Raw genomic sequence first — 19,563 nt, 5'->3', positions numbered from 1 at the left:
AGGTTCGGAAAAGTCCGTCAGATTAAGCTTCTAGAAGTAAATCTTCTGGGTTTTCGATTAAGTCTTTAACCATTTTTAAGAATCCAACAGATTCTTTACCGTTGATTAGGCGGTGGTCATAAGATAATGCTACGTACATCATAGGACGTAGTTGGATTTCGTCACCAACTGCGATTGGGCGTTTTACGATGTTGTGCATACCTAGGATTGCAGCTTGATCTCCGTTGATGATAGGTGTAGACATTAATGAACCGAATACACCACCGTTTGTGATAGTGAATGAACCACCTTCAAGATCTTGAAGTGATAATTTTTTGTTGCGAGCTTTTGTTGCTAAGTCAGCAATTGAAGCTTCGATTTCAGCAAAGTTTTTGCGATCAGTATCACGAACGTTTGGTACAACTAATCCGTCTGGAGTAGATACGGCAACACCGATATCAAAGAATTTGTTGTAGTGAATTTCGTCACCAACGATTTTAGCATTTACAGCTGGGTATTTTCTAAGAGCAGCTGTTACTGCTTTAGTGAAGAATGACATGAATCCAAGGCGAGTACCGTCATGTGCTTCTTGGAATGCATCTTTTTTACGTTTACGAAGTGCCATAACGTTTGTCATATCGATTTCGTTGAATGTAGTTAGCATTGCAGTAGTTTGAGATACTTCAAGTAAGCGTTTTGCTGCAGTTTGTTGACGACGAGTCATTTTAACAGCATCAACACGTGATTCATCTACAGCTTTTACAGCTGGTGCTGCTTTTGGTGCTGCTTGTTGTGGTGCAGCAGTTAGCGCTACAGGAGCGTTTCCGTATGCAGCAACATCTTGAACACGTACGCGACCTTGTGGATCTACTGGTGAAACAGCTGCAAGATCGATACCTTTTTCACGAGCTAATTTACGTGCTGCTGGACTAGCAATAACACGTTCGTTAGATGAAGTTTCTTCTACTACTGGTGCAGCAACAGGTTTTGCTTCAGCTTTTGGTGCTTCTTGTTTTGGTTCTTCAGCTTTTGGAGCTTCTTTTGGAGCTGGTGCAGCTGCGCCTGCTTCAACTTTTGCGATTACAGCGCCTACTTCTACAACATCGCCTTCATTTGCTAAAATTTCAGTAAGAACGCCTGCTTCTTCAGAAATGATTTCAGCGTTTACTTTATCTGTTTCTAATTCAACGATGAATTCGCCTTTTTCTACGTGGTCACCAACTTGTTTAACCCAACGTACGATTTCACCTTCTGTAATAGATTCTGCTAATTCTGGAACGATAATTTCTGCCACTTTAATTTTCCTCCTTTAGTTTATTGCTCTACTATTTTGCAACAGCTTGGTCGATTACGGCTGTTTGTGCTTCTTTGTAAGAGTCAGCGTCACCTTCCGCTGGGCTAGAATGTTCAGGACGTCCTACATAAACAACATCTTGAGCATCTGTTGCTAAATCGCGTAGGAATGGATCTGCAAAGAACCAAGAACCCATGTTTTTAGGTTCTTCTTGTGCCCATGCAAGTGTTTTAACGTTAGGGAATTTTGCAAGGATTTCAGCAATTTCTTCTTTAGGGAATGGATATAGTTGTTCAACACGTACTAAATGTAAGTGTTCAAAACCTTCACCTTCGCCTACTTTTTCTGCAATATCGATTGCCATTTTACCTGACGCAAATACTACTTTTTCGACTTTTTTCGCATTTTTACCTGTTGTTGGGTGTTCGATTACAGTACGATAGTGACCATTTGTTAATTCTTCAACATCAGCTGCTACGATTTGGTTACGTAGAAGTGATTTTGGTGACATCATAACTAATGGACGTACTGATTCAGTACCAAGAACAGCTGCTTGATGACGTAATAAGTGGAAGTAGTTTGCAGCGCTAGAAAGCATTACAACTGTCCAGTTATTTTCAGCTGATAATTGTAAGAATCGTTCTAGGCGAGCACTTGTATGTTCCGAACCTTGACCTTCAGCAGAGTGTGGCATTGATAATACAACACCTGATTTAACGCCCCATTTAGCACGAGTTCCTGAGATGAAGTTATCAAACATAACTTGTGCCATGTTTGCAAAGTCACCATATTGTGCTTCCCAAATTGTTAGAGCTTTTTCGTTTTCTAAGTTATAACCGTATTCGTAACCTACGATTGAAGCTTCAGATAATGGGCTGTTAATTGCAGCAAATGAAGCTTGTGAGCCAGAGATGTTGTGTAAAGGTACGATTTCTTTACCGTTTTGTTCGTCATGTAGAACAAGGTGACGTTGAGAGAATGTACCACGTTGAGCATCTTGACCAGTAAGTCGTACTGGGTAACCATCTTGAAGAATTGTACCGAAAGCAAGTGTTTCAGCGTGACCCCAGTCGATTTTCCCTTTACCTTCGAAAGGATCGCGACGACGGTTTAAGATTTTGCTTAATTTTTTGAATACGTTGAAGTCTTCTGGGAATGCAAGAAGTTCTTCATTCATTTTTTCTAAGCGTTCTTTTTCAACAGCTGTTTCGATACCTTCTGGGAAACCATTCTTCACTGCATCTGGCATTTCGTGGCTAGTTACTTGACCTTTACCAACTTCTTTTACATGATCAAGTGCAGCTTGTAACTGATCTTTGATATCTTTTTGAAGTTTTGTAACTTCTTCTTCTGTTACAACACCTTCAGCAACCAATTCTTTTCCGTACAATGCACGAACTGTATCATGGTTGTGTACAATATTGTACATTGCTGGGTTTGTAATCATTGGTTCATCCATTTCGTTATGACCATAGCGACGGTAACCAATTAAATCGATTACAATATCTTTACCGAATTTTGCACGGTATTCAACAGCGAAACGTGCAACTTGAACAACTGCTTCAGGAGAATCAGCGTTTACATGAATAACTGGTACTTCATAACCTTTTGCAGGGTCTGAAGAGTAAACTGTAGAACGAGAATCATAACGTTCAGTTGTGAAACCAATCATATTATTTGCAATAATATGAACTGAACCACCTGTATTGAAACCATTAGTACGAGAGTAGTTTAGTGTTTCAGTTACAATCCCTTGACCAGCAAATGCTGCATCACCATGAACTAAGATGGCAAGAGCTTTACTTGCATCATGTCCTGGAAGACCTGGTTTAGAAGTATCATCTTGAGCAGCACGTGCTTGACCAGTAACGACTGGGCTAACTACTTCTAAGTGAGATGGGTTGTAAGCTAATTTGATTGTTGTACCATTTTGAGCTTTGTATGTTGCACCAAGGTGGTATTTCGCATCATTTGACCAACCTTTTGTAACTTCTAAAGAGCCGTCTTCAGGTATAAATAATTCACTTGGTACATGAGCAAAGTCAGCTAACATCATTTCATATGATTTGTGAACATTATGTGTAAGCACATTTAAACGACCACGGTGAGCCATACCGATCATAATGTCTTTAGCGCCTTTGACTTCTGAACCTTTGATGATTTCTTCGATTAATACAACTAATGCGTCAACACCTTCGATTGAGAAACGTTTAACCCCAACAAAAGTTTTGTGCAAGAATTGTTCAAAGCCTTCAACTTTGTTTAGCATGGAAAGAATTTCTTTTTTGTCTTCTGAAGAAAGTTTTCCATTAAGTGAGCCGCTTTCAATCTTAGATTGAATCCAATTTCTTTCATCTTTACCTACAACATGATTAAATTCATAAGCAATTTTGCTTGTATAAATTGATTTAAGGTAATTAATAGCATCTAATCCATTGTGAACGTTTACAGGAATATCGTTAAATAAAACAGATGCAGGAATTTTCACTAAATCCTGATCAGTTAATCCGTAAGTAGCCGCTTCAATGCGAGTAGAGTCTTTAGTTTGATTATTTAAAGGATAAATATCTGCTGCTAAATGTCCATGTGCACGGATATTATCTGCATATTGTACCGCAGCTAAAATTTTAGCAATATTTCCTGGTTCAACTGATGTAGAAACTTCAATTGACTCTACAACTGGAGCGCCGTATTGTTCAAATAAAGCCACAAGATCTGCATCGACTTCTTCAGGAGATGTTAAGTATAAATCATACATATCCATTACATAGCCAAGGTTTGGACCTGAAAAAGCAGCCCATGGAGAGCTTGCAAGTGAAACGTTGTTTGACATGAGAATTACCTCCAACTTTTTTGCCAAGTGGCAGTTCCATTAATTAAAAAGTATAATTCTGAAAATCCACTGTATATTTTACCATTCTTCCTGCTGAAGATACACGTATGTATTGCTGTATGCTGGAAGAACTTTTTCCTTTCAATCTTACTACTCTTCACAAAAAATTCAATATTATTGAGAGAATTGAGCAATTTTCATCTTGAATGATGGAATTAGCGAATAAATCCTAAGAAAAATGCTATTTTTCAGAAGGTAGTATTACTTTGAATTTTGTTCCCGTACCCAGTTTACTAGTTACAGTTATTTTACCGCCATACTTATTGACTAACATCTTCACGATACTAAGTCCTAAGCCTGTGCCACCTTCATCTCTTGAACGTGCTTTATCTGCACGATAGAACCGTTCAAAAATATGTGGCAAGTCATTTTCAGCGATCCCAATACCGTTATCTTCGACTTCGATTTTGCAATTCTTCATGTCATTTGTCAAGTAAATTTGAATATGTACCTTTTCATCAGAATACCGAATAGCATTTTGCAACAAGTTGCGTAAGACTTGTCCATAAGCATTTGATGAAATAGCTGCATACTGTATCGTTAGGTTATGATGCTCGACATTGATTGTAGCCTCTGGATGAAGAATGATTTGTTCTTGAATGATATCGGATGTAATTGCTTTTATATCACATTTTTCTTCATAATCTTTTGATTGACCTCTAGCAAGCTCTAACATTTCTTCAATTAGACTTTTCATGCGTTTAATTTCTGCTAATGATGTTTCAAGTGACTCATTTAATACTTCTGGGTCATCCTTTCCCCATCGAGAGATTAAGGATAAATGTCCTTCTACAACTTGGATAGGCGTTCTAAGCTCGTGTGAGGCATCTGAGATGAATTGTTGTTGTAAAAGGAAGGATTGCTCTAGTTCACCCATCATCTTGCGATAGACGCGTAATAGATCACCAATTTCGTCATCTTGATCATACTCCATATGGATTGGAGCTTGAAATCCCTTTTCAGCAACTGTTGTCATTTCCATGCGTAAATCTCGTAGTGGTTTTAAAAGAACAGTTGCTAACGCATAGCCAATGTATGCGGATAATACCAATGCTCCTACACCTAGTATTAACATAGCCATAAGCAAATAATTCATCAACGAATTAAATGATGTTAATGGATGTGCTAACTGTATATATCCTTGAAAAGGCCCTATTTGTAGTTTACCAGTTGCAACAAAGCTTTTTGTCCCACCAATCTTTTGTTTATTGACAACATAACCTTCAGGAGGAATATTACTGGGCACATCAGGAATTTTAGAAACGGTATCGTTAATGCGTAAGATTTCGATACCGTCTTTATTTAATATTCGGACCGTTTGATCTTTGTTTACGATAGAATTCATCAATCCCTTATTTGAACGTATATCGTCAATGGTTAACCCACTTCCTTGTGATTCAAAAAAACCTGTTAAATCATCCATTGTTCGATTGACTATTTGTTGTTGTTCTGATAATAACCACGTATGAATCGACCAATATAATACGGAGCAAATAATTGCAAAACTAACAAAAATAACAAAAGCGGACGTAAGCGCCCACTTTGTTTTTAAGGATTGATTTCTAAAAGATAGACTATTTAGATTTTTCATTCTCTCATCACATACCCTACTCCTCTAACAGTTTCAATGTAAGTACTCGCTTCTTTTGGTAGTTTTGATCGTAAATGACGAATATAAACATCTACTACATTTGTTTCAACATCCGTTTGATAGCCCCATACATTTTCAAGTATTTGATCTCTGGTGGATACTCGATTTTTATTATTAATAAGTAGACTTAATAAGTCGAATTCAGTTTTTGTAAGTTCAAGTAGGCTATCATCGACATATGCGCAATACGCATCTTGGTTAATTTTGATGTTTTTGTATTGGAGTAATGGTGTTTTCTTTTGCTCTTGGCTTGTTCTTCTTAAAATTGAACGAATTCGTGCAAGCAGTTCTTCAATTGCAAAAGGTTTTACGATATAATCATCTGCTCCAGCATCGAGTCCGGCTACCCGATCCATTACTGCATCTCTAGCAGTTATTAAGATAATTGGTACTTGTGAATGGCTTCTTACCCTTCTACACACTTCGATACCATTTAACTCTGGAAGCATCACATCTAAGAGAATGACATCAAAATGTTTGTCCTCATTAAGTGCCTCTTGTAACCCTTCTCGCCCGTTATAACAAATTGTTACATTAAATTGCTCGTGCTTTAATTCAAGTTCGATAAAGCGCGCTATATTTTTTTCATCTTCTACCAATAAAATATGCTGTGTCATGTACATCTCCGCCATTCTTACTTACAGGCAAAATGATAGGAATCTTTTCCTGATATTTTTTTAGCATAATATAATGCTGTATCTGCTTTATCTAATAATAGTGCAATTTCAGTACCATCTTCAGGATAACTTGCTACTCCGATTGAAGAGGTTGGTGAGAAATGTTCATTACCAATTTCCCATCCCAAGCGAAGGATTTTTTGTATTCTCTTTATTGTTCGATCAATTTGTTTTTCTCTTTTAATTGTATTTTTAGACATCTTCGTTAAAATGACAACAAATTCGTCTCCGCCAATACGTGCGATAATATCGCTGTCTCTTAAGCTTGACGAAAGTGCCTTACCAAATTTTCTAATAAATTCGTCTCCTACATCATGACCATATACATCATTTATACTTTTAAAATTATCTCCATCAATAAATAAAATAGCTACAGAACTATTAGAAGAGTCTGCATTATTAGCAATTTCTTCAAACCTTTCTAAGAGATATCGTCTATTAGGTAATAGTGTTAAACTATCATGATACGCAAGGAATCGAAGCTTTTCTTCCATTTCTTTACGCTCTGTGATCTCACGAGCTACTGTTACAAATTGTTTTACTCCATTACGTTCCGAATCATTTACTGCAGATACTTGTACTTCCATCCAAAAACTTTGACCACCTTTTGAAAGAATTTCTAATTCTAATTTCGAATTCCCCAAATCTTCCATTACAGTATCGAACACTTGAACCAAGAGTTCAGTACTAGTTGGTGCTAATATTTCAGAAAAGAATTTTCCAAGTAACTCTTCGTTATCGTACCCTAAACGAGCCTCATGATTTGGTGAAATGTATAGGATAATACCATCTTCACTTGTTATGATGATTAAATCATTAGTATGCTCTGTTATCAAACGAAATAGCTTTTCTACATTTCTAAGATTGGTCATAATAGATTTTTTTTCGGAAATATCAAAACTTATTGCTAAGAAATTTGTAATATCTCCTTTCGCATTTTTGATTGGTACAATCGTTGTATCTGCCCAATATGTCCTTCCATATTTTGTGCGATTACAAATTTCTCCACGCCATATTTCACCATTTAGAATACAATTCCATAAGTTTTGGTAATATTCATAAGATTGTTCACGTGAACTTAATATTGCATTAGTGAATCCAACTAACTCAGTTGAAGAATACTGCGTCTGCTTTTCAAAGCCAGCATTAACATATTCAATAACGCCATTTGCATCTGTAATACAAATATTAGCAGCTATATTTAATGCATCCTTGTAACTATCTAACAATAAATTTGTTTGTAGTAAATCATTTTTTAGTTGGGATGTACTTTTAATTTCTTGCCATTGAATGCAGATGGCCATAACACCATGATCCATATAGACAGGTGAGAAACTAACAAGGAAGTTCCTTCTATCCCTATCTTTTTTCTCATGTGTAAAAATGACAGACGATGTACCGATACCACGAAAACTATCTTCTATATATTGTAAATACTTATTTTCATTCTCAGTGTCGATAAAACCTGAATCTATAAGATTTTGATTTTTTTTAAGGCTGTAATCAAATACGTTATTAAAAATTGGATTCACTTCATATATTGTAAAATCTTTTAATAAGATAACAGTAGGATCAATCTTATCTTCAAATAAGGATTGTAAAAACACATATTTTTCTTCTAATGTTTTTTGATCTGATATATTGTTTGTTATTGCCAATAAATATGTACGTTCTCCTTGAAAAATAGGAGTACAAACTGTCTCATTTGTGTATCCAGTTTCTGAGAACAAATAAAAATCACGATAGGTTATTTGCTGTTTCGTAATAATTGCCTTACGATAATTCTCTTCTATAGTGTTTCGAACTTCTGAATGTATAACATTTGCGAGAAATTCGCCTTCTGGATTTGTTTTAAATACTGTTTCAGCGGACTGATTTATATATAAATATTGAAATTTATCTTGTACAAGTTCTAAAAGGAAAACAAAACCTTTATTTAGTTGATAAAGGGCATTAAATTGCTCTTTTGTTATAAAAACTTCTGACATGCCAACACCTCTTTATCAATTAGTAAATTGTGATGGTAATCTTTTTGAAGCAAATTCAATAAGTGAATTATACGATTGTTGTTCATTCGTTTCTTGAATTGCTTTATAAGAATAATTTTCACCATCAACTTCTAAGGTATAAGTAGCAGTAACTGTAGCGTTTCCTACTAATTTTAAACTGTAATGATCCTGTTCCTGTTGTACTAGGCATTGAACAAAGCCTCCAGGATTGAATACGGTAATTTTCTCTTTTGCAGTAAAATCTAAGATTCTTGATACTAATGCAGAAGCCGTCATGGCAGTTCCACATGCATTTGTAAATCCTACACCTCTCTCGAAAGTTCGAACATATATTTCATGATCACTGATTGGATAAACATAACTTACATTAACTCCGTCAGGACAAACTGGATTTGGACCATTTAAGTAGGAAGCTAACTTTTCTTGATGTTCTGTATTTTCAATTTTTTCTTTTGAAACAAAACCAATTAAATGCGGATTAGGCACTGAAACAGCTGTAAAAGCGATATCGCTTGCTAATTTAGTGTACTCTTCATTAATCAAAGTGGTCTTGTCTTCCACTTTCATCGGTAAAGAAGAAAGTTCAAATGAAACTGGTGCAATTTCTACACCAAAAGTTGGAACCCCATCAAATAACTGTTCTTCTTTTGCTACATGTAGAGTTGCTTTCATCGTTTCAATCAATCCTTCTGTTACTTCATTCTTTTCTAATACATAGCGAGCAACACATCGTAGACCATTTCCACACATTGAAGCTTCTGTACCATCTGCATTGATAACGCGCATTTTAGCTAACCCTTTTTTTGAAGGTGTTACTAATAATAATCCATCTGCTCCACCTTGATTTGCAGTATCGCAAAGCCATTTCGCTAAGTTCACCCAATTAAGTAACATTTCGTCTTTCGTTTCATATAAATAAAATGTATTTCCTGAACCATGAACTTTCAATAAATTTAAAAACATTAAAACTGCCTCCATTCTCTATGTTTATCATAATTCTATTCAGAAAAGCATACAACCGCTCAGTTTCAAATGCCAAGTAAAATAATTACGAAATTTTATCATTTATATGACTAATTATCTTTTATAAACCGCTAAAATATAGTTATTTGTATCTACAAGAACACAGTCACACTAAGTATATTATATTATTTTCTGTGAAATTAGTATCTTTTTGCTTATTTTTGGTTAGAAGAAAATATAGCTTTTCTTTATATTATCAAATTTCAACTATGCAATAAATTACAAAATAATTTTAACCTTTTAAAACATGTTCACATTTGTCATTTTTATGATTATTTTTTTTTCAAAAAACAACAGTTTTTTCTTTGCATTTTGAAAAATTCTTAGTATAGTAAAAGTGCAAAATAATTTCATAAGTGATTCCTATTTTTTATAGAGTCAATAGGGAAGGCAAATGGTGCGCCACCAGTGTTCGCTGGTTCTAGTGGGTTCGATTCCCACCCCGAAATTTTTTATGCAACATTAAATGAAAAATTTCGAGCGGGGATAGAACTGGATTAGAAGTTCACCCCTAAAAAGGAGGCGTTCAGCATGATTAAGCGACGTGAATTGCAAGAATGTAATGAGCTTTTTGAGTTGTTAAGTCACCCATCTGTCTTCCCTTTTGTGCGTCAAAAGGCAGAGACAGCAGATGAATTTTGGTTTATGACTAGCCAATTGATGGAAGATGAAGAAAACGGTAAGGTAGTATCGCGTACAATTACCGATGATTGGGGCCAACCTATTGGAACAATTACTTTGTATGATGTGCAAGATGGCGCAGGATTCCTAGGTACATGGATTGGTGTTCCACATCAAGGAAAGGGGTATAACCAAAAGGCAAAAGAATTATTTTTGAAAGAATTATTCTTTGAATTAGATTTTCAATGTGTCTTTCTTAAAATAAGAAAAGAAAACACAAAATCTATACGTGCTGCGGCTAAACTTGGTTATGTAATGGATGCCAAAGACAGTCATCCCTCATTATATGAAGAGATTAACCGTGGTGAGAAGAAGTTCGAATTATTGAAGATTCAAAAAGATACTTTTTATTTTTGTATGGCAACTCAAGAGAATACTTCAGAAGAACAGGCAATGTAAATATCAGAAAGGTGAGGACGTTGACTTGCAGATAACACTTAATAATACTGCGGACGTTGAACCCTCGAGTCATTTCAGCCCCCCGTTTGAAAACTGTCAAATTGTTTTCGATTCAGGACTGCAAATAACTGCAGGGTCTGAAAGTATGAACTCCGTTTATAGACAATAAAGACCATTTAGTCGCCTATGTGAGGCTTACTAGATGGTCTTTTTGCATTCGATATTCAATTTCTACTATTCTATAAGGCAAGTAAATATTATTTTGTGTATTGAGTAATTAGATCAACCATTTCATCTGGCGTTTTTGGAGACTCAGCTTCTCGCATGTTCTTGATTAGTGAGTCTTTATGAGCTTTTAGTGTTTCCATCGCTTTCATAAAGCTTTGATTATTTAGCTCTTCCTCTTGTAAAACTTCTGCAAGGCCTTGTTCGAAGAATAATTTCGCATTTAAAATTTGATCTCCACGAGATTTCTGTAAAGAAAGTGGTATTAAAAGCATTGGTTTTTCAAGGGCTAAAAATTCAAAGATTGAATTGGAACCAGCTCTAGAAACAATATAATCAGAAGCATATAGTAAATCTGGTAATTCTGTTGTTACATATTCAAATTGCTTGTAGCCAGGCATATTAACAAGTGCTTCGTCTAAATGACCTTTCCCACATAAATGAATAATATTATGGTTTTTTAACAATTCTACCATATTCGAACGAACAGCATCGTTGATGAATTTAGATCCTTGGCTACCGCCCATTATTAGAATGGTTTCTTTTCCATTGTGGAAACCACACATTGCAAGCCCCTTGTCTTTTTTTCCTTCAAATAACTCTGAACGAATAATGGAGCCAGTGCATGTCGCTTTTTCAGCTGGCAAATGATTTAATGTTTGTTTAAATACTGTGAAAATATGTGATGCAAAAGGAAGTGATAGTTTGTTAGCTAAACCAGGTGTTACGTCTGATTCGTGAGATACTACCGGGATGCCAGATAGTTTGGCCGCCATGACAACTGGTACAGAAACAAATCCTCCTTTCGAAAAAACAACAATCGGTTTTACACGACGCATAATAGTTAATGCTTGTGAAATTCCAGCCAACACGCGAAATGGATCGGTAAAGTTTTTCATAGAGAAATATCGTCTTAACTTCCCACTTGAAATTGCATGATATTGCAAATCAGGGAAAGCCTGACCGATAATGTCTTTTTCGATTCCGTCTTTTGAGCCAATATAGTGAACATCATAGCCTTTTTCTAAGAATGATGGTATGATAGCTTGATTGAGTGAAACGTGGCCTGCAGTACCGCCACCAGTTAATATTACAGTTTGCTTAGTCATTATAATTCTCCTATTCTACTCGAACAATGAAGGACCGGCTTGCTTTTGTTTTGAACAGGTACTTATTTTACTATACGAACTACTTCAATAAAACATGTCAATAAAACGGCGGCGATCGTATTTAGGAATCTGACCTAAGGTTGCTATAGTATCGCAACTTTTATCGGGTTCGCTTCATGTGGACCCGCCCCAGCTTGAATATCAACATAATGGGAGATGAAAACAAGTGCATGAAACAACTACGATAAGAGCAAAATGGATACTCATGTTAAAAATTGTATTCCCTATTCTTATCACCCAAATTGCGTTATATTTGATGTCATTTTTTGACACCTTAATGTCAAGTAAATATAGTACTGCTGATTTAGCAGGTGTTTCCATTGGTTCTTCGATATGGATGCCTATTTATACTGGATTATCAGGCATTCTCTTATCTATAACCCCTATTGTAGCACAATTAGTCGGTGCGAAAAGAGAGAAAGAAGCAACATTTTCAATTCAACAAGGTTTTTATGTAGCAATTGCACTTGCATTGATTATTTTGTTTGGCATGATTTTGGCGATTAATCCCTTGCTATCTAAAATGTCATTGGAACCTGATGTACACCGAGTTGCTTATCATTATCTTATTGCTATGTGTATTGGTCTAATTCCTTTATTTATATACAGTGTACTACGTTGTTTCATAGATGCATTAGGACGTACAAGAGTTTCAATGATAATTACTTTACTAGCTACTCCGATTAATATTATTTTTAACTACTTCTTTATTTTTGGGCATCTTGGGTTTCCTGAACTAGGTGGTGTCGGCTCTGGTGTTGCATCTGCCATAACGTATTGGCTTATTTGTGGGATTGCTATTTTCATCACGATGAAAAAAGTTCCATTTTCAGGTTTCAAATTGTATCAAAAACTACCAAAGATAAATTTATCTAAATGTATGGAAATAATTAAACTTGGATTGCCCATTGGCTTATCTATTTTTGCCGAAGTAAGTATTTTCTCAGTCGTTACAATATTAATGAGTAATTACAGTACATCCGTCATCGGTGCTCATCAAATCGCGATGAATTTTGCAAGTCTGTTATATATGATTCCTTTAAGTATCTCAATGGGAGCAACGATTCTGATTGGTTATGAAACTGGAGCGAAAAGATTCAAGGATGCCAAAGCATATAGCCTATTATGTATAGCAACAGCTGTATCTATTTGTATTGTTTCTTTAACTATCCTCCTTACTTTTAAAGAGCAAATCGCAGCAATTTATAGTGATGATCTTAATGTCGTAAATCTTGCTGGTCACTTTTTAACATATGCTGCATTCTTCCAGCTTTCAGATGCGATTCAAGCACCAATACAAGGTGCACTTCGTGGATATAAGGATGTGACTATGACATTTGTTATGGCATTAATTTCATATTGGGTTATTGGGTTACCACTAGGCTATATATTAGCTAATTTTACCGACCTTGGTCCTTACGGCTATTGGATTGGTCTTATATCCGGTCTAGCTACAGGGGCACTCACCCTGAGTATTCGACTTCGTTTTGTACAACGAAAAATACAACGAATGGAATCTCCTTCTTACTGAGGGGGATTCTTTCGTTGCATTTATATAGATTTATCATAGACCTTATTACTCATTTTAAAATTCCTGAACGAATAATTTTAACATTCACATCTACTTTAAAATCTAATGTTTTGTAGATTTCTTTCCAATGGCCTTCCTTCCAGATTTTTGATCGGCCAGCTCTTGCTTTTTTTCCAACACCTAAAGGATCTGATGATGCATCTTGGCATTTTTTGATCATTTTCAATGTTTCACTTTTAATTTTTTTCTCCAGAAATTTTTCTACTTTGTCTTTCACTTTTTGTTCACCAATATGATCTAAAGGGAACTCATCTATATTCACTTTAAATGTAGAATTTAGGTAGACTTTCGCTGATTTACCTTGTTCTTGGATTTTAATTTTCTTTTTATATCGAATAATATCGACTGTTAGTGGTGTTTTTTTATCTTCCTCTTTAAATATATACGATAATCGAGCTGAATCCGCTTTTCCATAAGCTGCTAGGACTAATAATAGGGAATCCCTTTTACCTAGGGTTGTCCCTGTAAATTTTCTACCATTAAAAAGAGCAAGCCCTTCTGCTATTGGGGTTTTATTCTTTTCATCTCTATCCAAATAAGGTAAAACTAAATCCTGTCCTTCTTCAAATAGCATTGAGCCTGCTTGTTGGATGTCTAAGCCTTTTGGAAAAACAGAATCCCTCTCTGCACTATCTATAAAGTTCTGATAATATTCTCCTAATCCAGATGGTAAAGACTTTTTAACATCAATAAAGTCTTTGGGAGAACCTTTTGTAATGGCAAATTTAGTAGTAATAGGATTTTGAGCATTACGATAGAAAATATCTAAAAAAGGATAAATATCATCATATGCACTTTCCTCTGCCATTAAGTAAGTAGAAAGTTCTGATAAATCAAGCGTTAGTGCTGTCTTTAAATCTGCTTTGTTTCGAACATCTCTTGGTGTTAGCCCTTCTGATTCAACGATTGTAACTTTTGTAGGATCGTTAGATGAACTCGGATATGCGTAATAAGCTTTCAAATCCCCCATATGGCCTTCGATTCCTGCAATTGATATAACTGCAAAATTTTTGTATAATCGTTCATCCCAACAGCCAGCAAGTAACACAACACTTAACATACAAACTATTGTGACTTGTCGCATTTGGAATCTCTCCTTCTATTCTTCAAAATGATGATCACAGGTAAAACAATAGTGAATGGATAATATAAGTAACCAATATATTTTCGAATCAAATCTACTTGATATATACCTACTAAGAACAAAGTTACGACTAAAATAAAACAATGCAAAATAATCATCATTCGTTGCGGATGTTTTCTTTTTTTAGAAAAAAGTACAATACGAATATTAAAAATAAATAGGTTAATCGTTAAAATGCCCCAAGCAAGCCAAATGTAAATAAAAAATATATCTAGTCGTTTAACAAATGTAACTTTTTGGGATTTTAATATATAAATAATGGGCTCAGGAATTAAATTAATTTCTTTTAATGCAAAGTAAAATTCTGTTCCGATAACAGAAACACCCATAAAAATAGAAACAATTAAATGAAAAATAAATAATGGTTTCCCAGCTACTTTTTCATTTTCCAACACATATTTTCTTAATATTAAATAGCTTTCTATTCCAATAAATGCTATTGAGCTATTATGCATACCACTTAACCACTGAGACACCGTACTTGTACCAAGTGGCAAAATATTACTAAATTTCAGTTCATGTGTTGCAATCAATATAAACACAATGAAAATAATCACCAATGGAATGATTAATACACCTAAATTTATTACTGTTGAAGGCCTACTCAAACTGATATATAAAGAGACAAGAAGAATAAGAGTTAAAGTAATGATGGGAGGCGTACTTTGAATAACCCAAGTGTTTAAGGTATATTGCATATAGCCTAAAAAGCCAATAATAAGCGTAAGCCAATATAAAATATAAAGCCAAGATGTAATTTTACCTAATACGAATCTTTGGTAGTATTTTTCGAATAAGAGCAACTGTATAAAAACAATGATTGCAGTAACAGCAAACATTATCCAAGCGTCTCTTCCTCCCCCTTTAATGAGCCCATGCTGAAACGAAATGTAAATAATACCTGTTTGGATAAAAAATAACATTACAAAGAATTGGGCTTTTGTTAACTTAAAACTCATTTATTATTTCCTTCTGGATCAAAAGAACTTACTTGTGGTTCCGGTTTTACAAACGGCCCACGAACAAATATTTTTTTTATTTTTTTAGGCTCAAAAGGCACTATCGGAGAAAAGTAAGGCGATTTTAAAGAGCTTAAATTTAATAAATGAACGAATAAAACAAAACTACCAATGACAATCCCGAAAAAGCCCATAAAAGCAGCGGCTAACATAAATGGAAAACGTAAAATCCGAATGGACATATTCATCTCCACAGATGGAACCACATAACTTGAAATGGCAGTCAAAGCCACAACTATTACCATCATGTTAGAAACAAGTCCAGCAGTCACAATAACAGTTCCAATTACTAAGCCACCTACAATACCAATTGTTTGTACAACAGCTTGAGGTAACCGAATACTCGCTTCCCTGATTAACTCAATTATAATTTCAAGTAACAACGCTTCTATAATCGGTCGGTATGGAATTTCTCCAATATCTAACTTGAGCTTTTTACTTAACTCCAAAGGTAATACCTCAAAATGAAAGCTGACAATGGCAATATAAAATGCAGGCAAAAATACCGCACTCAAAAAACTGAATATACGTACTATTCTATAAAAAGAACCAACTAAAACACGCCCGTTATAATCATCAGGTGATTGATAAAATGAAAAAAATGTAACAGGTCCAATTAGTACCGTCGGTGAAATACTTGTTAAAATAGCAATTTTACCTTCAACTAAATTTGCCAAGACACGGTCAGGTCTTTCTGTATTTAAAAGTTGGGGAAACGGGGAATATACGGACTCCTCCAAATAGTCACCTACTTCTCCGGCTGTATACAAAGTTGGTGTTCTTTCTTGCATCAATTTCAATTTCCTTTCAACTTCCGACACTGATTGTATATTAGCAACTTGATCCAAGTAGATATAGTAGACATCCGTTTTTGTTTCAACACCGATTTCCATTTTATTTACTACTAAATTTGGCACTCGAATTCGTTTACGAATTAATCCTATATTTACATCAGCGTTCTCAATAAACCCTTCATGAGAACCACGAACTATATGTTCGTTTAAAGGTTCATCAGGAGCACGATGTGGTACCTCTGGTAAAGTAAGATGTACCATCTGCTGTTCTGTCATTAAAATAATGATGGTTTCACCTTGGCAAATATATTCAACGAATTTTTCCATTTGGAAAGGTTCTTTCACAGAAGCCATTGTCTCTGTCCATTTTTTTTCATCCACTGCTGCTTGAAGTTTCAATACGTTAAGTTGATCTTGAACATCTCTTTTGTTAACCATTGAACTGTAATAACATAGAATCGCATATTTTTCGTTCGGCCATGAAATCTCTTTTGCTGTAAAATCAACAGAATTATAAAAGGTAGATTTTAGTTTATCGACCATGGATTCAAGGAATAGCAAAATAGTACCCCCTTTTTCTTCTAGTATGGAAAATTAATTCTGATTTCAAACAAAAAACCAGCCAAATTTTAGGCTGGTTTTTATATTTATATGAAATTATAAATCTATCATTATTTTTGGATAAACTGTTGCGTCCAGTAGTTACCGTTTGCTGAAAAACCTACGCCGATATGAGTGTATGAAGCATTCATAATGTTAGCACGGTGTCCTGGAGATTGCATCCAAGCTTGTACCACTTCTTGTGGTGTTTTTTGTCCTTGTGCGATGTTTTCACCTGCTGATTTATATGAAATTCCAAGAGATTTCATTTGATCAAATGGTGAACCGTATGTTGGACTCGTATGATCGAAATAGTGGTTTTTAGCCATGTCATCTGATTTTGCTTTTGCTGATTGCATTAATTTTGTATCAGCTTGTAATGCTGGTAAGCCTTCTTTTGCACGTTCAGCGTTTGTTAATGAAATAACTTGTTGCTCAAATTGTGAAGCAGATGAGCTGTTAGAATTGGTTGTTGAATTGTTTGATCCTTTGTTTGAAGATGTTCCTTGGTTGGATCCAGTATTTGATGTAGTACCTTTATCTGATCCTGTGTTTGAAGTTGTTCCTTGGTTGGAACCAGTGTTTGATGTAGTACCTTTATCTGACCCTTTGTTTGAAGTTGTTCCTTGGTTGGAACCAGTGTTTGATGTAGTACCTTTATCTGACCCTTTGTTCGAAGTTGTTCCTTGGTTGGAACCAGTGCTTGGTGTAGTACCTTTATCTGACCCTTTGTTTGAAGTTGTTCCTTGATTTGAACCGGTGTTTGGTGTAGTACCTTTATCTGATCCTGTGTTTGAGGTTGTTCCTTGGTTTGAACCATTATTTGGTGTAGTACCATTGTCTGAACCATATAGAGAAGCTAAATACTTATCTAGTTCAGCTTTAGTAAATTTTTTAACTTTAATAGTGTCAAATGAATAATTATTTAAACTCACCCAATTATACGCTTGATTATATTGCCAATTACAGTTTGACATTGAAGTTTGCTTGGCTGTATCAGATGTGATTGTTTTAGCCGAAGCTTCCATTGCTCCACTTTGAACTCCCACCATCATTAGTAGGCTTAATGGTAATGCCCATTTTGTCATTTTGTTCATTCTTGCATTCCTCCTTGTCTGCATAAAGCTTATCGTACGTATGCGACAAAAAGTTGCCCAATGATTACCACTTTCTCCAAGAGGGGTATCATTGGGCAGTATTAAAGCATCTTATTTGGTAGATACTTGAAGTCTATCTGATTATTGCTATTTCGAAAGGGTTGACAGCTTTATAATTTCATAGTCAGTTTAGTAGACCAATGACTTCTAATTCTCCAACATTTTCGCCAATTATTACAAGGTTTGGATCCATATGGACGTATTCTGGAAGCCATTGAGTTAAACCATATGCATACTGAAAAAGCATCGGATTTTTTATACCCTTTACAGGAACATATCCTTTCATTCGGTAAACAGATTCAGGGATTGTACGTACCCAATTCTCAAATTCCTCTTGTGTAAAATCTACTGAGTCAGGGAAAGTGACAAGACGAGAGCTTAAATGTAAATGATGACCTAAATCTGCTTTATGGATAGCTGAAGGTCTTGCTGTTGCATGTAAACTTTGTAAAAACTTTAAAGGTATTTTAGCATTTGTTGTCTGTATTATTTGTGCATGAGGATTTAAGCTTTGTATTTCAAACGTAACTTGAGCTCTTTCCGCTTCAGTTAATAAATCCATCTTATTTGCCAAAATTAAATGGGCATGACGAATTTGTTCCAAAAATAATGAACGTGATTGAGGAGACATTTTATCTCGTTCTAACCAGCGTTTACTATCTGCAACGGTAACAATCCCTTTAATATTCAATTTGTCGGCAAATAAAGGAGAATAAACTGCATCTAACGCCTCTACTGGATGAGCTGCACCAGTTGTTTCAATAATCAGTACGTCAAAATCAGATTCTGCTAATAACGATTGAATTTGAGCTTCCGTTTTTTCAGCTCCAGAACAGCATATACAGCCGTTTAGCATTTCTTTTAATGGAATCCCTTCCTCCACTGCTTGTGAGTCAAAATTCAACTTACCAAGCTCATTCATAATGACTGCTGGTTTTAGGTTTTGTTCTTTAAATTGGCGAATCATATCCACCAACATTGTCGTTTTACCACTGCCTAAAAATCCGCTAAATAAAAATACGTCTTTCATAATGATCACTCCTAAGATAAACTATCTAGCTACGATTGCTAGTAATAAGAAAATTGTTGTGTTTCCTTTTTTCTGCTATTTTTACAATCTGAAAAAAATAAGAATTAGACTAAAGAATCTGTTCTCAAAATTTCGTAGATCAACTTTACTTGCTATCAGTAATCTGCACTTGGGATCAAAAGAATAATTTTGATTTTGATGGATTTTTAAACTACTAAATCATTATCC

General features: G+C 35.1%; 14 protein-coding genes. 2 read left to right on the top strand and 12 right to left on the bottom strand.

Features of this window, described 5'->3' with window-relative positions; genetic code table 11:
- Nucleotides 1-22: 22 nt before the first annotated feature.
- The 6 genes from odhB to dapF form a co-directional block, all read right to left on the bottom strand.
- On the bottom strand, nt 23-1,273 hold the full coding sequence (odhB, locus tag Q8X41_RS19715; protein ID WP_397537932.1) for a 2-oxoglutarate dehydrogenase complex dihydrolipoyllysine-residue succinyltransferase: 1,251 nt from the start codon (nt 1,271-1,273) through the stop codon (nt 23-25).
- Between the two features lie 31 nt (nt 1,274-1,304).
- Nucleotides 1,305-4,106 (bottom strand): 2-oxoglutarate dehydrogenase E1 component, encoded by a 2,802-nt coding sequence (locus tag Q8X41_RS19710; protein ID WP_397537931.1) that lies wholly within the window; start codon nt 4,104-4,106, stop codon nt 1,305-1,307.
- Between the two features lie 241 nt (nt 4,107-4,347).
- Entirely contained in the window at nt 4,348-5,757 is a 1,410-nt protein-coding gene (locus tag Q8X41_RS19705; protein ID WP_397537930.1) for an ATP-binding protein, read from the bottom strand.
- Nucleotides 5,754-6,434 carry a response regulator transcription factor gene (locus Q8X41_RS19700; RefSeq protein WP_397537929.1) on the bottom strand — a complete coding sequence of 227 codons (681 nt, stop codon included), beginning with the start codon at nt 6,432-6,434 and terminating at the stop codon, nt 5,754-5,756. The genes Q8X41_RS19705 and Q8X41_RS19700 overlap by 4 nt, the downstream gene beginning before the upstream one ends.
- Before the next feature lie 17 nt (nt 6,435-6,451).
- A complete protein-coding gene (locus Q8X41_RS19695; RefSeq protein WP_397537928.1) occupies nt 6,452-8,482 on the bottom strand; it encodes a PAS domain S-box protein in 2,031 nt (676 codons plus the stop codon).
- Between the two features lie 15 nt (nt 8,483-8,497).
- Nucleotides 8,498-9,466, bottom strand: coding sequence for a diaminopimelate epimerase (dapF, locus tag Q8X41_RS19690; protein ID WP_397537927.1), 969 nt, complete (start codon nt 9,464-9,466; stop codon nt 8,498-8,500).
- Nucleotides 9,467-10,057: 591 nt separating this feature from the next.
- Between dapF and Q8X41_RS19685 the strand changes: the two genes are divergently transcribed.
- Nucleotides 10,058-10,606 carry a GNAT family N-acetyltransferase gene (locus Q8X41_RS19685; protein WP_397537926.1) on the top strand — a complete coding sequence of 183 codons (549 nt, stop codon included), beginning with the start codon at nt 10,058-10,060 and terminating at the stop codon, nt 10,604-10,606.
- Between the two features lie 257 nt (nt 10,607-10,863).
- On the opposite strand, the gene Q8X41_RS19680 is transcribed toward Q8X41_RS19685, so the two are convergent.
- Nucleotides 10,864-11,940 carry an undecaprenyldiphospho-muramoylpentapeptide beta-N-acetylglucosaminyltransferase gene (locus Q8X41_RS19680; RefSeq protein ID WP_397537925.1) on the bottom strand — a complete coding sequence of 359 codons (1,077 nt, stop codon included), beginning with the start codon at nt 11,938-11,940 and terminating at the stop codon, nt 10,864-10,866.
- Nucleotides 11,941-12,166: 226 nt separating this feature from the next.
- On the opposite strand from Q8X41_RS19680, the gene Q8X41_RS19675 reads away from it, so the two are divergent.
- Nucleotides 12,167-13,531, top strand: a complete 1,365-nt coding sequence (locus Q8X41_RS19675; protein ID WP_397537924.1) for an MATE family efflux transporter — start codon at nt 12,167-12,169, stop codon at nt 13,529-13,531.
- 49 nt (nt 13,532-13,580) lie between these two features.
- On the opposite strand, the gene Q8X41_RS19670 is transcribed toward Q8X41_RS19675, so the two are convergent.
- The 5 genes from Q8X41_RS19670 to Q8X41_RS19650 all read right to left on the bottom strand — a co-directional run bounded on the left by Q8X41_RS19670 (nt 13,581) and on the right by Q8X41_RS19650 (nt 19,335).
- On the bottom strand, nt 13,581-14,675 hold the full coding sequence (locus Q8X41_RS19670) for a Ger(x)C family spore germination protein (protein ID WP_397537923.1): 1,095 nt from the start codon (nt 14,673-14,675) through the stop codon (nt 13,581-13,583).
- Nucleotides 14,657-15,694: a GerAB/ArcD/ProY family transporter gene (locus tag Q8X41_RS19665; protein ID WP_397537922.1), complete on the bottom strand. Its 1,038-nt coding sequence runs from the start codon at nt 15,692-15,694 to the stop codon at nt 14,657-14,659. Before Q8X41_RS19665 ends, Q8X41_RS19670 begins: the two co-directional genes overlap by 19 nt.
- Nucleotides 15,691-17,109, bottom strand: a complete 1,419-nt coding sequence (locus tag Q8X41_RS19660; protein WP_397537921.1) for a spore germination protein — start codon at nt 17,107-17,109, stop codon at nt 15,691-15,693. Before Q8X41_RS19660 ends, Q8X41_RS19665 begins: the two co-directional genes overlap by 4 nt.
- 110 nt (nt 17,110-17,219) lie before the next feature.
- The gene (locus Q8X41_RS19655) at nt 17,220-18,245 is read right to left on the bottom strand and encodes a CAP domain-containing protein (protein WP_397537920.1); all 1,026 of its coding nucleotides are present in this window, start codon (nt 18,243-18,245) and stop codon (nt 17,220-17,222) included.
- Between the two features lie 184 nt (nt 18,246-18,429).
- On the bottom strand, nt 18,430-19,335 hold the full coding sequence (locus Q8X41_RS19650) for a CobW family GTP-binding protein (protein ID WP_397537919.1): 906 nt from the start codon (nt 19,333-19,335) through the stop codon (nt 18,430-18,432).
- Nucleotides 19,336-19,563 lie beyond the last annotated feature (228 nt).

The organism is Rummeliibacillus pycnus, assembly GCF_044359855.1.
Classification (GTDB): Bacteria; Bacillota; Bacilli; order Bacillales_A; family Planococcaceae; genus Rummeliibacillus; species Rummeliibacillus pycnus_A.
This window is presented reverse-complemented; position numbering and strand designations above follow the sequence as displayed.

Excerpts from the sequence above, each read along its gene's own strand:
- Q8X41_RS19670 (WP_397537923.1), bottom strand. The coding sequence starts at position 14,675 with ATGCGACAAGTCACAATAGTTTGTATGTTAAGTGTTGTGTTACTTGCT.
- Q8X41_RS19685 (WP_397537926.1), top strand. The coding sequence starts at position 10,058 with ATGATTAAGCGACGTGAATTGCAAGAATGTAATGAGCTTTTTGAGTTG.
- Q8X41_RS19650 (WP_397537919.1), bottom strand. The coding sequence starts at position 19,335 with ATGAAAGACGTATTTTTATTTAGCGGATTTTTAGGCAGTGGTAAAACG.
- Q8X41_RS19655 (WP_397537920.1), bottom strand. The coding sequence starts at position 18,245 with ATGAACAAAATGACAAAATGGGCATTACCATTAAGCCTACTAATGATG.
- Q8X41_RS19710 (WP_397537931.1), bottom strand. The coding sequence starts at position 4,106 with ATGTCAAACAACGTTTCACTTGCAAGCTCTCCATGGGCTGCTTTTTCA.
- dapF (WP_397537927.1), bottom strand. The coding sequence starts at position 9,466 with ATGTTTTTAAATTTATTGAAAGTTCATGGTTCAGGAAATACATTTTAT.
- Q8X41_RS19695 (WP_397537928.1), bottom strand. The coding sequence starts at position 8,482 with ATGTCAGAAGTTTTTATAACAAAAGAGCAATTTAATGCCCTTTATCAA.
- Q8X41_RS19665 (WP_397537922.1), bottom strand. The coding sequence starts at position 15,694 with ATGAGTTTTAAGTTAACAAAAGCCCAATTCTTTGTAATGTTATTTTTT.
- Q8X41_RS19700 (WP_397537929.1), bottom strand. The coding sequence starts at position 6,434 with ATGACACAGCATATTTTATTGGTAGAAGATGAAAAAAATATAGCGCGC.
- Q8X41_RS19705 (WP_397537930.1), bottom strand. The coding sequence starts at position 5,757 with ATGAAAAATCTAAATAGTCTATCTTTTAGAAATCAATCCTTAAAAACA.
- Q8X41_RS19680 (WP_397537925.1), bottom strand. The coding sequence starts at position 11,940 with ATGACTAAGCAAACTGTAATATTAACTGGTGGCGGTACTGCAGGCCAC.